Source organism: Delftia sp. UME58 (genome assembly GCF_014170385.1).
Taxonomy (GTDB): Bacteria; Pseudomonadota; Gammaproteobacteria; order Burkholderiales; family Burkholderiaceae_C; genus Comamonas; species Comamonas acidovorans.
Map to the genome: position 1 here is coordinate 83,852 of NZ_LZZV01000105.1, position 14,650 is coordinate 98,501.

Genomic DNA, 14,650 nt, shown 5'->3' on the forward strand with positions numbered 1-14,650 from the left:
GACTGCAGGAGCAGTCGCCTCCAATATAGAAGGACGCAGGGTCGGCCTGCCAGTGCTTTTGCATTTCATTGCAATTTCATGACGCACTCTGAAAACGGCGGAAGCGGCGTACATCGGTAGCACGCCACCCGCTCTTCAAGACCTCAAAACTGTGTTTGCATCCATGGTTTGTTATTATTCATTGATCTAAAAAGTTGATTTCATAGTGTTGACCGTGTATTTGGTGAACTCCTAGAATCCGCCAGCGCTCGAATAGAGCGTTTTTTGTTTCTGCTGCCTCACGACTGAGCAGATCCCGCAGGCCTACAACGCAATGGTGCACCAAGCGCCAGCCTCCCGGATCCGCAGCACCCAATCCAGGGTGTCAGCCTCACCGGCCTTCGCTTCGGCGAAGGCCGTTTCGGGTTGGTGCCCCTAGAAAGGAAAAAGCTATGCCAGCGTCAGGAAAATTTTTCGCCGCCGCGCGAACGTTCGCCATCGATGTGGCCAACGGTTTTCTTGCCATCATCCACAACAGCTTCGCCCTGCTGGGCCTTGCTGTGGCCTTCATGGCCATCACCCTGTTCGCCCGTCCTGACCTGCGCGACGCCGGAGAGAGCCAGCTGCGCTCCTGGCTGACCGCTCGCCAGATGGCCGAGCTGGGTGTTCCCGTCGAACTCGCTGCCAGCGATCGGGCGACGGCGACCAACCCCAAGAACCTGCCCAAGGAGCAGGCAGCCGTGGCCTTCTGGCTCAGCAAGAAGTACCGCGTGGCGCCCGAGCCGATCGCGGCACTGGTCAGCGAGGCCTATGACCTGGGCAAGGTCAACCGCCTGGACCCGACGCTGATCCTGGCCATCATGGCCATCGAGTCCAGCTTCAATCCGTTTGCGCAAAGCGCTGTCGGCGCGCAGGGCCTGATGCAGGTGATGACCACGGTGCATACCGACAAATATGAGAACTTCGGTGGCCAGAACGCTGCCTTCGACCCGGTCAGCAATCTGCGCGTGGGCGTGCGCGTGCTCAAGGAATGCATCGAGCGCGCCGGCTCCATCGAAGGAGGCCTGCGCTACTACGTGGGCGCGGCCAACCTGCCCACCGATGGTGGCTACGCTGCCAAGGTGCTGGCCGAGCACCAGCGCCTGCGCATGGCCGCCGGCCTGCGTGCCGTGCCTTTGATGACCGCCAAGGTCGATCAGCCCCGGCAGGCCGTACAGATCGCCTCCACCAAGCCGGCCACCCCCGTGGCCGAGGCCTCGGGCCCGGCAGCATCGGCTGCGCCTGCAGCCGTGCCAGTCAGCTCGAGCAACACCTCTGCCCGCTCCGAGCAGGTGGCCCTTCAGTCCCAGGAGCCGGCGCTGTAGCCTGACTTCCCGGCATAGTGAGTGCACAGCTGGCCGAGGCCAGCTTTTTTCATGCCCGATCCAACTGCAGGTGGCCCACGCAAACGCCTTCTGCAACGCCCTGCCAGGTCTTCGGCGCCACCGGCTCAGCTACACTATCGGGGTACGCAACTGGCGATAGGCGCAGCCGCTTCACGCACCGCTGCCGCTGACGTGGAAACCAGCAGAAGGCCCGAGAAGGACCACCTTCTGTGAACCACCGGGGAGCGTACCGCCCAGCCTCCATGCGCACGCGGGATCTGGAGTGTTCCGCCGTTCGCCTGGGCAGCCCTTGGCCTCAAGGGAATTTCAAGTTCACAGGACTGCCATGTTTCAACGCACCAATACCGTCGAGAAGGTCGACGCCGAAGTCTTTGCCGCCATCCAGGCCGAGAACCTGCGTCAACAAGAACATATCGAGCTGATCGCCAGCGAGAACTATTGCTCGCCTGCCGTCATGGAAGCCCAGGGCTCCCAGCTCACCAACAAGTACGCCGAAGGCTATCCGGGCAAGCGCTACTACGGCGGCTGCGAGAACGTCGATGTGGTCGAGCAGCTCGCCATCGACCGCGTCAAGAAGCTGTTCGGCGCCGAGGCCGCCAACGTGCAGCCCAACTCCGGCTCGCAGGCCAACCAGGCCGTGCTGATGGCCTTTGCCAAGCCCGGCGACACCATCATGGGCATGAGCCTGGCCGAAGGCGGTCACCTGACGCACGGCATGCCGCTGAACATGTCGGGCAAGTGGTTCAACGTGGTCTCCTACGGCCTGAATGCCGAAGAAGCCATCGACTACGACAAGATGGAAGCGCTGGCGCGCGAGCACAAGCCCCGCATCATCGTGGCCGGCGCATCGGCCTACGCCCTGGCCATCGACTTCGAGCGCTTCGCCAAGATCGCCCGGGAAGTCGGCGCCATCTTCTGGGTGGACATGGCCCACTATGCCGGCCTGATCGCCGCAGGCGTGTACCCCAACCCCGTGCCCCACGCCGACGTGGTCACCACCACCACGCACAAGAGCCTGCGCGGCCCGCGCGGCGGCGTGATCCTGATGAAGGCCGAGCATGAGAAGGCCATCAACAGCGCCATCTTCCCCGGCCTGCAAGGCGGCCCGCTGATGCATGTCATCGCCGGCAAGGCCGTGGCCTTCAAGGAAGCGCTGTCACCCGAGTTCAAGACCTACCAGGAACAGGTTGTGAAGAACGCCAAGGTTGTCGCGGAAACGCTGACGGCACGCGGTCTGCGCATCGTCTCCGGCCGCACGGAAAGCCACGTCATGCTGGTGGACCTGCGCGCCAAGGGCATCACCGGCAAGGCGGCCGAAGCCGCGCTGGGTGCCGCCCACATGACGATCAACAAGAACTCCATCCCCAACGATCCCGAAAAGCCGATGGTGACCAGCGGCATCCGCGTGGGCACGCCCGCCATGACCACGCGCGGCTTCAAGGAAGAGGAAGCCCGCCTGACAGCCAACCTGCTGGCCGACGTGCTGGAGAACCCCGCCGACGAGGCCAACCTGGCCCGCGTGCGCGCCCAGGTGGCCGAGCTGACGGCCCGCTTCCCGGTCTACGGCGCCTGAGTTGCACGCATAGAGGCCTGCCATGAAGTGCCCGTTCTGCAGCCATCCGGACACCCAGGTCGTGGAGACCCGTGAGGCCGAGGATGGGGGCTTCATCCGCCGCCGCCGCCAGTGCGGCGGCTGCGACAAGCGCTTCACCACCTACGAGCGGCCCGAGGTCAGCTTTCCCGCCATCGTCAAGAAGGACGGGCGGCGCATCGAGTACGAGCGCGCCAAGCTGCTGGGCTCGTTCAAGATCGCGCTGCGCAAGCGCCCCGTGAGCACTGAGCAGATCGATGCCGCGATCGAGCGCATCGAGGAGCGGCTGCGCAACCTGGGCGAGCGCGAAGTGCTCTCCAGCCGCCTGGGCGAGATGGTGATGCGCGAGCTCAAGCTGCTCGACAAGGTCGGCTACATCCGCTACGCCAGCGTCTACCGCAGCTTCGAGGATGTGGACGATTTCAAGAACGTCATGGATGAGGTGCGCAATCCCGGCTGATCAGGCCGGCAGGACGCAAGAAAGCCGCCCTTGGGCGGCTTTTTCTTTGGTGGCCTGGCAGTGTGCTTTCAGGGCGCGGCGGCAGGGATGGGAGCCAGGCCCGAATCCACGTCACCGCACTGGGCACGGTGGCGCAGCGCATGGTCCATCACCACCAGGGCCAGCAGCGCCTCGGCGATGGGCGCTGCGCGGATGCCGACGCAGGGGTCGTGGCGGCCCTTGGTGATGACCTCGGTGCTCTGGCCCTGCACGTCGATGGATTCGCGCGGCGTGATGATGGAACTGGTGGGCTTGATGCCTATGCGCACTTCCAGGTCCTGGCCCGTGCTGATGCCGCCGACGATGCCGCCGGCGTTGTTGCTGCGAAAGCCTTCGGGGCTCAGAGAGTCGCCGTGCGTGGTGCCGCGCTGGACCACGCTGTCGAAACCGGCACCGATCTCCACGGCCTTGACCGCGTTCAGGCCCATCATGGCGTAGGCAATGTCGGCATCCAGGCGGTCATACAGCGGCTGACCCAGGCCCACCGGCATGCCGGTGGCCTGCACGCGCAGCGCGGCGCCGCAGGAGTCGCCCGACTTGCGCAGCGCGTCCATGTACTCCTCGTAGCGGGTCACATCGGCCACCGGCGCGAAGAACGGGTTGTTGGGGACATGCTCCCAGCCCTCGAAGGGCAGGGACAACTCGCCCACCTGGGTCATGCAGGCGCGGAACTCGGTGCCGAACTTTTCCTTGAGCCACTTCCTGGCCACGGCACCGGCGGCCACCGTGGGGGCCGTCAGCCGTGCCGAGGAACGGCCGCCGCCGCGCGGATCACGGATGCCGTATTTCTGGAAGTAGGCGTAGTCGGCATGGCCGGGACGAAAGCTCTGCGCAATGTTGGAGTAGTCCTTGCTGCGCTGGTCGGTATTGCGGATCAGCAGCGCGATCGGCGTGCCCGTGGTGCGGCCTTCGTAGACGCCCGAGAGGATTTCCACCGCATCGGGCTCGTTGCGCTGCGTCACGAACTTGCTGGTGCCGGGGCGGCGGCGATCCAGGTCTTGCTGGATGTCCGCTTCGCTCAGCGCCATGCCGGGCGGACAGCCATCGATGACGCAGCCTATGGCCGGGCCATGCGACTCGCCGAAGTTGGTGACAGTGAATAGGGTGCCGAAGGTGTTGCCGCTCATAGGCCAACGATTATGCCCGGGCAGCCCGCAAACGCCGCCCCCGCTGCGGCGGTGCATTGCGCAGGCAGCCATCGCCCAGCGAGACGCAATATGGCTATCGGATTGCATACATTCATAGTTAAAATTGCAAATCACCCTTTTTCCAACCGCCTGCGGATCATCACACAGGCACCAGCCGCAAATTGCGGGAGGTTCGTGAAATGCAGGCCTCTTCCGACTCGACCCAAAGCCAGGACCGCAAGGATTCTGGGAGCAAATTACCCTTTCCATCGGCAAGCCTTCAGCAGGATGCCGAGGAGCAGGACCTCAGGCCCGTGCTGCTGAACACGCTGCTGACCTCGTCCAGCCCTGCTGAGTTCAGAACCCGCAACCGGCTTGCCCAGGCCAAGCAATACATGCGAGCCCGACTCGATGATCCTGAGCTCAAGCCCTCGCAGGCAGCTCAGGGTCTGGACATGTCGCTGCGCAGCCTAGCGCGACTGTTTGCCACTGAAGGACTGACCCCGAGCCGTTGGCTCTGGAACGAGCGACTGGCCCAGGCCCATCTGCTGCTTCAAGCAGACAACGCGAGGCGCGTGACCGATGTGGCGCTGGCCTGCGGCTTCACCAGCTTCTCGCACTTCAGCCGTGTCTTCAGGCAGGCCTATGACATGCCGCCCAGCGCCCTGCTGAAACCCCGGCGCTGAACCTCTAGTCATTTCTGGCCACGGCGCACGCTTGGAAGCCTGGCGGCACCCTATCGCCCGCCGAAAAGACCGGGCTGTCCGATCACAAATTTCCATGGGCAAAAATCCGCCTGCCAGCCTGAGTGGGTCCTGCTGAGTACTTTCGAAGGTGCCCGCTCCCTATCCGGGAGGCATTCTCCAATGCAGGTTCATTTCGATTCATCGCGCCACAGCGATCAGGGCAACTTCGCAAGCTACAGTCGCCTGACCGACCTTCTGATGTACCCGGCTCTGCGCAGCAGCCAACCGGCAGCCCTGGACACGCCTTTGCGCCTGGCCAGCCAGGATCTTGGGGGGTTGCTGATGCTGCAATTGACACGCCCGCCAGGAACCAGCGCGCGCAGCATGCGCCACGAGCCGGCGGATGCAATGTTTCTTTCCGTGCTGGAGGCCGGACCGGTGATCCTGGATACGGCCAACCAGTGCCTTGTTCAGAACACGGGCGACATCGTGCTCTGGAATGCCGACCAGCGGCATGAATGGCGCTATGAACAGGGCATGTCCAGTACCTGCGTGCGCCTTCCCCGTTCCTGGCTGAGCCGGATGGTTCCGGACCTTCCGGCCAGCCGCTTGCTGCCCGCAGGTGGCCCAGCGACCGGCCTGCTGGCTTGCATGGTCCGCCAACTCGCCGCCCTGCCCTCACCGCACGGCACCAAGGCGGGTGCGCATCTGCGCTCGTCGCTGCTGCATGTGCTGTTCGCCACGCTCAGCAGTGGGCCTTGTGCCGAGCCAAGCCGGCTAGCCGATGCCAAGCAGTACATGCGGGCGCGCCTTGACGACACGGAGCTGACGCTGCAGCAGGTGGCAAGCAGCCTGGGCATATCCCTGCGCAGCCTGGCACGCCTGTTCGCAGACGAAGGCTCCACACCCAGCCGCTGGCTCTGGAGCGAGCGGGTGGACCAGGCGCACCGCCTGCTCGAGTCAGGCGAGGCACAGCGTGTGACCGATGCGGCGTTGGCCTGCGGCTTCACGAGCTTTTCGCACTTCAGCCGCGCGTTCCGTCAGGCCCATGGCGTGCCGCCCAGCGCGGTGCTCAATCGAGCCGGAGGTTGATGGCCCTGACAATGCCGCCGTACAGCTCCCGGTCGGCACGGATGCGCTGGGCGAAGGCCTGCGGAGTGCTTGCCTTGACGGCAATGCTCAGCTCATCCAGCCGGCTCTTGACCGCAGGGGTCGCCAGAGCAGCCTCCATAGCGCCATGCAGCCTGTCGATGATGGCGGCCGGCGTTCCTGCGGGCGCAAGATAGCCGAACCACACATCTATCTTGATGCCCGGCACGCCGGCCTCGGTCCAGGTGGGCACATCGGGAAAGTGGGGCGAGCGCTCTGCGCCCGCTGTCGCAATGCACCGCATCTTGCCGCCGCGCACATGGGGCATGGCATCGGGACCGGTGAGCATCCCGAAGTCCAGTTCGCCGGACATGATGGCGACGGACATGGGGGCGGCGCCCTTGTAGGGGATATGGCTGAAGTGCGTGCCTGCATCGCGGTTGAACAGCTCGCCCAGAATATGCGATATGCCGCCGGGCCCCGTGGAGCCGAAGTTGGCGGGCTTGCCGGACTTGCCCATGGCGATCAGGTCGGCCGGTTTCTTCAGCGGCGAGTCCTTGCCCACGCAAAACAATACCGGCACCGTGGCCGCGATCATGATGGGCGCGAAATCCCTTTCCACGTCGTAGGACAGCTTGGAGAAGGCACTGGCCGCGATGGCATTGGGCCCCGGGTTGCCTACCAGCAGCGTGTATCCGTCGGGCCTGGCACGCGCCACCTGGGCAGAACCTATGGTGCCGGCAGCGCCCGGGCGGGCTTCCACCACGATGGGCTGGCCCAGGGAACGGCTCATCTGCTCGCCCAGCAGGCGCGACAGCACGTCGGTGCTGCCGCCGGCGGGGTAGGGATCGATGATGGTGATGCTGCGACGTGGAAAATCATTGGCTTGCGCGTGGGCCAGCAAAGAGGCGAGGGCCAGAATGATGGCGCCGGCGATGTACTTGTTCATGGGTCTCTCCCTTGCATCGATGCCAGCGGGTACGGTACGGACGATGCGGTGATCGGTGATCGGTGGTCGCATCCGCACTACAAGGCGCGCCAGTCCACGGACTGCTCATAGGCGTGGGCGATGCGGTAGATGACGGGTTCTGCAAAATGCGCAGCCACCAGCATCAAGCCCACCGGCAGTCCGTCGACACGTCCGCAGGGCAGCGACATGGCCGGGTGGCCTGTGACGTTGAATGGCAGGGTATTACCCACCATGCCGGCAGTCGCTTCCACGAAGTCCAGCGTCTCGGCCTGGCCCTCGGGCAGGCGCTGGGCCACTGACGGCGTGGTCGGCATCAGCAGCGCATCGAAGCGCTGCAGCAACGCGTCATAGGCGATGCGCAGCTTCTGGCCGAAGTTGATGGCCCGGGCGTAGTAACGGTGGCCGTTCATGCGCGTCAGGTGCGTGCCCGCGACCAGCGCGGCGCGGATGGTCAGGGGCAACCTGTCCAGCGCCTGGGCATGGCCCTCGCGGAAGCGCACCATGAGATCCTCGGGATAGCGGTCGTGGCGCCCCGTACCGAAGCCGCCGGCACCGAACACCGTGCGCAAGGAACCTTCCAGCAGGATGGGCCGACACACACCCGCAGCGCGCGCATGGACGGGCAGGGAAACAGACTCCACCACCGCGCCCAGCCGAGCCAGCTGCGCCGCCGCCCGGCGCACCTGCTGGTTGACCCCGGAATGGGCTCCCGGCATGGCCAGGCCCTCCTCCAGAACGGCGATGCGCATGCCGGCAATGGGCTGGCCCAGCGCCTCGGTGTAACGCTGCACGCGCACATTGCGCTGGCGCGGATCCACGCCATCATCGCCGGCAATCACCTCCAGCAACAGCGCGTTGTCGGCCACCGAGGCCGTCATGGGCCCCAGGTGGTCGATGGTGGGCTCCATCGGCAGTGCGCCGGTGTAGGGCACCAGGCCGAAGCTCGGCTTCATGCCGTAGATGCCGCACAGCGCGGCCGGCAGCCGGATGGAGCCGCCCTGGTCCCCGCCGATGGCCATGTCCACCAGGCCCGCCCCCACCAGGGCCCCGCAGCCCGATGAGGAGCCGCCCGCCGAATGGCCATGGCGGTGCGGGTTGTGAACGGGCCCGCTGGCGCTGGTGAAGCTGTTGGCCGACAGGCATAGGTTCTCGCAGACCGCCTTGCCCCTGATGCGCGCGCCGGCTGCCAGCAGCCGCGTGACCACCGTGGCATCGAAGGAGGGAACATAGCCATCGATGACAGCGTTACCGTTCATCATGGGCACGCCGGCCAGGAAGATGTTGTCCTTGAGCGCCACGCCGCGACCGCCCAGTACACCGGCCTGCGCCAGTGCATCCGTACTGACGATGTCCGTGCAGCGATACCAGGCGTTCAGTGGATCCTCGGCTGCATCGGGCTGCCGGGCTGCACGTATCCCTGTCGACGCGACAGCGTCGACAGGGATGGCATCGAGCAGCCGGTAGCAGGCAACCAGGGGTTGTGCGAGGCGGTCATAGGCATCCAGCGAAGCGCTGTCCACAGGCAGCGCGCACTGCAGGGCCGCTTCGCGCAATTGCAACAGAGAGGGTGGTTCGAGGGACAAGGGCACTCCTGGGTGGATGGACTGTGCCTTCAATGTAGAAGTCCATCGACGGCCGCGCCTGCCCCGGCCTGCCGGCCCGATTGCCTGTGCCTGCCATGCCTGCCAAGTGCAGGAAAAGCAAAAGGCCTCCGCCGCCTGCAGCGGCCGAGGCCTTGGTGTGTGGCCTGGATGGCCTGGAGCGCCAGAGGCGCTCTGTCATTCAGTCCGCGCCCTGACGCTCGCCCTCGGGCCAGTCGCGGATATAGGCCTTGAGCATGCGGTTCTCGAAGTTCTGGCTGTCCACCACGGCCTTGGCCACGTCGTACAGACTGATCACGCCCATGAGCATGCGCTTGTCCATCACCGGCATGTAGCGCGCATGGCGGTCCAGCATCATCCGGCGCACCTCATCCATGTCGGTTTCCATGGTGCAGGTCATGGGAGCGTCGTCCATGGCCGAGCGCACCAGCGTCTCGCCAACCCCGCCGTGCTTGACGAAGCCCTGGATCACTTCGCGGAAGGTCAGCATGCCGACCACGTCGCCATGCTCCATGACCACGAGGGAGCCGATATCGCGCTCCGACATCACCTGCACCGCGCTGGCCAGGCTTTCGTCCGGCGACACCGTGTAGAGGGTGTTGCCCTTGACGCGCAGGATGTCACTTACTTTCATGCCGTATCTCCAAAATTGTCTGTGTCGCCGTGGTTGCGGCAAGCCCGTGTCTGACGGGAAATATAGCCCACAATGCCCGCTTGCCTTGACAACCATGGAGACAGGAATGCCCGGCTACTCGGACCCCGGCTTTGACACCCTGGCGCTGCACGCGGGCGCCCAGCCCGACCCCGCCACCGGAGCGCGCGCGACGCCCATCCACCTCACGACCTCGTTCGTGTTCGAGTCCAGCGACCATGCGGCCTCGCTGTTCAACCTGGAGCGCCCCGGCCACGTCTACAGCCGCATCTCCAATCCCACGAACGCTGTGCTGGAGCAGCGGGTCTCGGCCCTGGAAGGCGGCGTGGGCGCCATCGCGGTGGCCAGCGGCCAGGCGGCGCTGCACCTGTCGGTGGCCACGCTCATGGGCGCGGGCAGCCATATCGTGGCCAGCACGGCGCTGTACGGTGGGTCGCAGAACCTGCTGCACTACACGCTGGCGCGCTTCGGCATAGAGACCACCTTCGTCAAGCCCGGCGACATCGACGGCTGGCGTGCCGCGGTGCGCCCCAACACCAAGCTGTTCTTCGGCGAGACGGTGGGCAACCCGGGCCTGGATGTGCTGGACATCCCCACCATCAGCGCCATTGCCCATGAAGCCGGCGTGCCGCTGCTGGTGGACTCCACGCTCACCTCGCCCTGGCTGATGAAGCCGCTGGAGCATGGCGCGGACATCGTCTACCACTCGGCCACCAAGTTCCTGTCGGGCCACGGCACCGTGGTCGGCGGCATCGTGGTGGACGGCGGCAGCTTCGACTGGGAAAAGTCGGGGCGCTTCCCCGAATTGACCCAGCCCTACGACGGCTTCCACAACATGGTGTTCAGCGAGGAAAGCAGCACCGGCGCCTTCCTGCTGCGCGCGCGGCGCGAAGGCCTGCGCGACTTCGGCGCCTGCATGAGCCCGCACACGGCCTGGCTGATCCTGCAGGGCATAGAGACGCTGCCGCTGCGCATGGAGCGCCACATCCGCAATACCGAGAAGGTCGTGCAATTCCTGGCCAGCCATCCGCTGGTGGGCCGCGTGGGCCACCCGCTGCTGGACACCCATCCCTCGCACCAGCTGGCAAAGAAGCTGCTGCCGCGCGGCGCGGGCTCGGTGTTCAGTTTCGACATCAAGGGCAACCGCAACCAGGGGCGCAAGTTCATCGAGACGCTCAAGGTCTTCAGCCACCTGGCCAACGTGGGCGACTGCCGCAGTCTGGTGATCCATCCGGCCAGCACCACGCATTTCCGAATGAGCGACGAAGCACTGGCCCAGGCCGGCATCGGCCAGGGCACGATACGCCTGTCCATCGGACTGGAGGATGCCGACGACCTGATCGATGACCTCAAGCGCGCCCTCAAGGCCGCTGAAAAGGCAGCGTGAGCCGACAAGGGAGATACCAACAATGAAGATCGATGTTCAGGGCCACGCCATCTACGCCTATACGGGCGGCAAGGCCTTCAACCCCGCCCAGCCTACGGCCATCCTCATCCACGGTGTGCTGTGCGACCACAGCGTCTGGGCCCTGCAAAGCCGCTACCTGGCAAACCACGGCTGGAACGTGCTGGCCATAGACCTGCCCGGCCACTGCCGCAGCGCGGGTGACGCGCCCGCCAGCGTGGAGGCAGCGGCGGATTTCATCGGCCAGCTCATGGATGCGGCAGGCATCGGGAAGGCCGCGCTGGTCGGCCACAGCTGGGGCAGCCTGATCGCCATGGAAGCGGCCGCCCGACTGGGCGCGCGCGCCAGCCACCTCGTGCTGGTGGGCACGGCCTATCCGATGAAGGTCTCGCCCGCCCTGCTGGACTCCGCGCTGAGCACGCCGGAGCAGGCCATCCGCATGGTCAATGTGTTCTCGCGCGCCACGCTGGCACCGCCCAATGGCGCGGGCAGCTGGGTGTTCGGCGCCGGCATGGCGCTGGGCCGGCGCGTGCTGGCCAGCAATGCCGGCACGAACTTGCTGCATGCGGGCTTCAAGGCCTGCGACAGCTACGCAGGCGGCGAGGCGGCCATGGCCGCCCTGCAATGCCCGGTGCTGTTCGCACTGGGCGAGCAGGACCAGATGACCCCGCCCAAGGCCGCCAGGGGCCTGATCGATGCGGCCAGGGCGGCAGGCCGGCAGGTGCAGATCGTGCAACTGCCCTCAGGCCACAACCAGATGACGGAAGCGCCCGAGCAGACGCTGTTCGCCATCAGGGACTTTCTGGCGCGCTGAACCGGGCGCCGCCAGCGGCGCGCGAGCACTCAGACGCGCGCCAGGAAGCGGGCGATGCGCTGGGCAATGCGCTCGGGCTGCTCGCGATGGGGAACGTGGCCGCCACCGGCCACGATCTCCACCTCCACCGGGCCGCTGGCACGGTCACGGATGCGCTCGGGGTGGACCAGGGAGCCGAACTCGTCGTGCTCTCCATGGATGGCCAGCACCGGGCAGCGCACGCGCTCCAGCGCCTCGTCCAGCCGGTAGTCGGCAAAAGGCGGTGACAGCCAGGTATCGACCCAGGCAGACAGCACCCAGGCCGCCTTGTCGCCATGGTATTTCGCCAGGCGGTCCAGCTGGCCGGGGCGGGCGAAATCCTGTTGGGCCGCGCGAATGCCCTGCAAGGTGCGATCTTCCACAAAGGCCTGGGCGGACTCCGTGACCACTGCCTTGCACTGCGCGCCATATCGGGCCGCCACCATGGCGGCCATGCCGCCGCCCACGCTGTGGCCCAGCACAATGAAATCCCCAAGACCCAGCCCCTGGTGCACGGCCGGGAACACGGTCTCTGCTTCCTGGGCCACAAAGCCCGGTCCCAGCGCGCCCGGATAGGGGTCGGACTGGCCAAAGCCCAGCCGGTCATAGGCCAGCACATCGCGCCGCGTGGCCTCGGCAAGTTGCTGCGGGAAATCGCGCCACAGCGCCACCGAGCCCAGCGAGTCATGCAGCAGCACGATGGGCGCGGGCGCCGGGCCTTGCTCGCCGGCCACTGGCGCATGCCAGCGCCTGACGTAGATGCTGCCCTGGGGCGTGGGAATGCGGATTTCGTTCAGGGATGCAGGGATGTCGGTCATGCACGAGGAAGGCATCGAAAAACTCCATGCCGGTCGGTGCCGGCCCGGCAGACATCATGCGCCTGCATGCCGCCGGCAGGCGACGCCGGGGTGACGCGCAACGCCAGATGCGGCAGTTTTTGCCTCTCCAGGGGCAGCTTTTGCGAGTCCTGGCGCGCGGGTTCCTCCGATGGTGCAGCCCCGGGGAGCGGCGTATAAGTTGAAGCCATCCCATGCACGCGAAGGCCTGCCATGTCACACGCTTCCGCTCCCCTGCCCGGCACCGCACAGGCCGCCGTGGACCCGCGCCAGTTCAAGAGCTTTGCCGAGTTCTATCCGTTCTATCTTCAGGAGCACAGCAACCGCACCTGCCGGCGCCTGCACTTCGTCGGCTCCACGCTGGCGCTGCTGTGTCTGTTCGCGCTGTTCCTGACCGGCGATTTCTGGTTCCTGCTGGGCGGCCTGCTGTTCGGCTACGGCTTTGCCTGGATAGGACACTTCGGCTTCGAGAAAAACCGGCCCGCCAGCTTCAAGCGCCCGCTCTACAGTTTTCGCGGCGACTGGGTGATGTGGCGCGACATCCTGACGGGCCGCATCCCGCTCTAGACCGGGGCCTGCGCCCTTTGCTCCAGCAGATCGGCCAGCGTCATTGCGGCCAGCCCCGTGCGATCCCACAGCGGCTGCACGGCCGGCGACGGCGCCAGCAGCAGACGCTGCACCAGCGGCTCCAGCGGCGTGCGATGGGGCTCCACCAGCAGCATGTAGCGGGGCTCGGGGCCTTCGCTGGCCGCCACTGCGCCGGGGGCCTGCACCGTGCCCACCCAGTCCAGCACCGACAGCGCCTGCAGCACCGGGTCGATCTGTTGCCAGTCCACACGCAGGCGCCGCGCCAGATCGCTGGCGTACAAGCCCTTGGCGGGCGACTCGCGCTCCTGTGCGAGGTATTGCAGGATCTCCACGGCCATCTCGAACTGCCAGCCCTGCTGGCCCGGCATGCGCTGCACGCCCGCCATCACGATGGGCAGGTAGGCCGTGACCACGGCGCCCAGCAGCACGATCACCCAGGCCATGTAGATCCAGATCAGCAGGATGGGCAGCGTGGCGAATGTTCCATAGATCACCGAATAAGTGGGTACGGACGCCAGGTACAGGCCCAGCGCCTTCTTGGCCAGTTCCATGCAGGTGGCCACGAACAGGCCGCCCACCCAGGCATGGCGCCAGCGCACCGCCGTGTTGGGCACATAGTGATACAGGCCTGCCATGCCTGCGGCCAGCGCCAGGAACTCGATGGAATCGAAGATGAAGCGCAACCCCTCGGGCAGCGCATTGACCAGCCCGCGCGAGGCCGACATCACATAGGACGACAGCACCAGGCTCAGGCCCAGCACCAGGGGGCCCAGCGTGATCGCCGCCCAGTAGATCAGCACGCGCTGGCCCAGCGGCCGCAATTGGCGCACGCGCCAGATGTTGTTGAGCGTGCGGTCAATGGTGAGGATCAGCGCCACCGCCGTGATCACCAGAATGGAAAACCCCGCCATGCCCAGCTGGCTGGCCTTGGAGGCGAACTGCGTCAGATAGCCCAGTACCTGGCGGGCAATGGTCTCGGGGATCAGGCTGTCGATCAGCCAACGCTCCAGCACGATCTGCACGCGCGAGAAGATGGGAAAGGCGGTGAACAGCGCCAGCGCCACCGTGAAGAACGGCACCAGGGCCAGCACCGTGGTGAAGGTCAGGCTGCTGGCGGTCACGCCCAGCCGGTCCTCGCGAAAGCGTTCGCGCAGCGTGTGTGCGGTATTGCGCCATGGAAAGCAGCGCCAGCGTTCGCGCCAAGATCGCGGCACCGCAGGCTCGGGCGGCTCCGCCAGGGAAAGGCTGCGCTCCTGGGCAGGAACGGGCAGCGCCAGGGCGCCGTCCTCCAGGCCATCGACGGGCTCCTTTTCGGGGCCGCCGCTCATCGCCGCATCTCCGCCGCAAGGCGCATGTCTGCAGCGGGCGCGGCCACCCAAGCAATCACATGTTCAAAGGTCAAGACCATGG

At 66.1% G+C, this 14,650-nt stretch carries 14 protein-coding genes and 1 riboswitch; of the genes, 8 read left to right on the forward strand and 6 right to left on the reverse strand.

Annotated features, from left to right (window positions below):
- Positions 1-431 precede the first annotated feature (431 nt).
- The 3 genes from A9976_RS27220 (at position 432) to nrdR (ending at position 3,415) form a co-directional block, all read left to right on the forward strand.
- Entirely contained in the window at positions 432-1,343 is a 912-nt protein-coding gene (locus tag A9976_RS27220) for a lytic transglycosylase domain-containing protein (protein ID WP_088164096.1), read from the forward strand.
- Between the two features lie 136 nt (positions 1,344-1,479).
- Positions 1,480-1,655: riboswitch (ZMP/ZTP riboswitch) on the forward strand.
- 34 nt (positions 1,656-1,689) lie between these two features.
- Positions 1,690-2,937, forward strand: coding sequence for a serine hydroxymethyltransferase (gene glyA, locus A9976_RS27225; protein WP_034396192.1), 1,248 nt, complete (start codon positions 1,690-1,692; stop codon positions 2,935-2,937).
- Positions 2,938-2,959: 22 nt separating this feature from the next.
- Positions 2,960-3,415: a transcriptional regulator NrdR gene (gene nrdR, locus A9976_RS27230; RefSeq protein WP_012206755.1), complete on the forward strand. Its 456-nt coding sequence runs from the start codon at positions 2,960-2,962 to the stop codon at positions 3,413-3,415.
- A gap of 68 nt (positions 3,416-3,483) precedes the next feature.
- On the opposite strand, the gene aroC is transcribed toward nrdR, so the two are convergent.
- Entirely contained in the window at positions 3,484-4,581 is a 1,098-nt protein-coding gene (gene aroC / locus A9976_RS27235; protein WP_183021563.1) for a chorismate synthase, read from the reverse strand.
- A 200-nt stretch (positions 4,582-4,781) separates the two neighbouring features.
- Here aroC and A9976_RS27240 point away from each other — a divergent pair, with 200 nt between their 5' ends.
- The gene (locus tag A9976_RS27240; RefSeq protein ID WP_183021564.1) at positions 4,782-5,267 is read left to right on the forward strand and encodes a helix-turn-helix domain-containing protein; all 486 of its coding nucleotides are present in this window, start codon (positions 4,782-4,784) and stop codon (positions 5,265-5,267) included.
- 180 nt (positions 5,268-5,447) lie between these two features.
- A complete protein-coding gene (locus A9976_RS31230; protein ID WP_220808906.1) occupies positions 5,448-6,359 on the forward strand; it encodes an AraC family transcriptional regulator in 912 nt (303 codons plus the stop codon).
- Here A9976_RS31230 and A9976_RS27250 read toward each other — a convergent pair.
- The 3 genes from A9976_RS27250 to A9976_RS27260 form a co-directional block, all read right to left on the reverse strand.
- Positions 6,340-7,305: a tripartite tricarboxylate transporter substrate binding protein gene (locus A9976_RS27250; protein WP_183021565.1), complete on the reverse strand. Its 966-nt coding sequence runs from the start codon at positions 7,303-7,305 to the stop codon at positions 6,340-6,342. The two genes, A9976_RS31230 and A9976_RS27250, sit on opposite strands and share 20 nt — an antisense overlap.
- Before the next feature lie 77 nt (positions 7,306-7,382).
- Positions 7,383-8,909 (reverse strand): amidase, encoded by a 1,527-nt coding sequence (locus A9976_RS27255; RefSeq protein ID WP_183021566.1) that lies wholly within the window; start codon positions 8,907-8,909, stop codon positions 7,383-7,385.
- Between the two features lie 199 nt (positions 8,910-9,108).
- Positions 9,109-9,561 carry a CBS domain-containing protein gene (locus A9976_RS27260; RefSeq protein WP_012206758.1) on the reverse strand — a complete coding sequence of 151 codons (453 nt, stop codon included), beginning with the start codon at positions 9,559-9,561 and terminating at the stop codon, positions 9,109-9,111.
- A gap of 106 nt (positions 9,562-9,667) precedes the next feature.
- Between A9976_RS27260 and A9976_RS27265 the strand changes: the two genes are divergently transcribed.
- Both A9976_RS27265 and A9976_RS27270 read left to right on the forward strand, forming a co-directional pair.
- Positions 9,668-10,966, forward strand: coding sequence for an O-acetylhomoserine aminocarboxypropyltransferase (locus A9976_RS27265; RefSeq protein WP_183021567.1), 1,299 nt, complete (start codon positions 9,668-9,670; stop codon positions 10,964-10,966).
- A 22-nt stretch (positions 10,967-10,988) separates the two neighbouring features.
- Positions 10,989-11,798, forward strand: a complete 810-nt coding sequence (locus tag A9976_RS27270; protein ID WP_183021568.1) for an alpha/beta fold hydrolase — start codon at positions 10,989-10,991, stop codon at positions 11,796-11,798.
- Between the two features lie 29 nt (positions 11,799-11,827).
- Here A9976_RS27270 and A9976_RS27275 read toward each other — a convergent pair whose 3' ends face one another.
- On the reverse strand, positions 11,828-12,649 hold the full coding sequence (locus A9976_RS27275) for an alpha/beta fold hydrolase (protein WP_183021569.1): 822 nt from the start codon (positions 12,647-12,649) through the stop codon (positions 11,828-11,830).
- A gap of 216 nt (positions 12,650-12,865) precedes the next feature.
- Between A9976_RS27275 and A9976_RS27280 the strand changes: the two genes are divergently transcribed.
- Positions 12,866-13,219, forward strand: coding sequence for an Mpo1-like protein (locus tag A9976_RS27280; RefSeq protein ID WP_183021570.1), 354 nt, complete (start codon positions 12,866-12,868; stop codon positions 13,217-13,219).
- Here A9976_RS27280 and A9976_RS27285 read toward each other — a convergent pair.
- Complete coding sequence (locus A9976_RS27285; protein WP_183021571.1) at positions 13,216-14,568, reverse strand: YihY family inner membrane protein; 1,353 nt, start codon at positions 14,566-14,568, stop codon at positions 13,216-13,218. The genes A9976_RS27280 and A9976_RS27285 overlap by 4 nt on opposite strands.
- Positions 14,569-14,650: the final 82 nt, after the last annotated feature.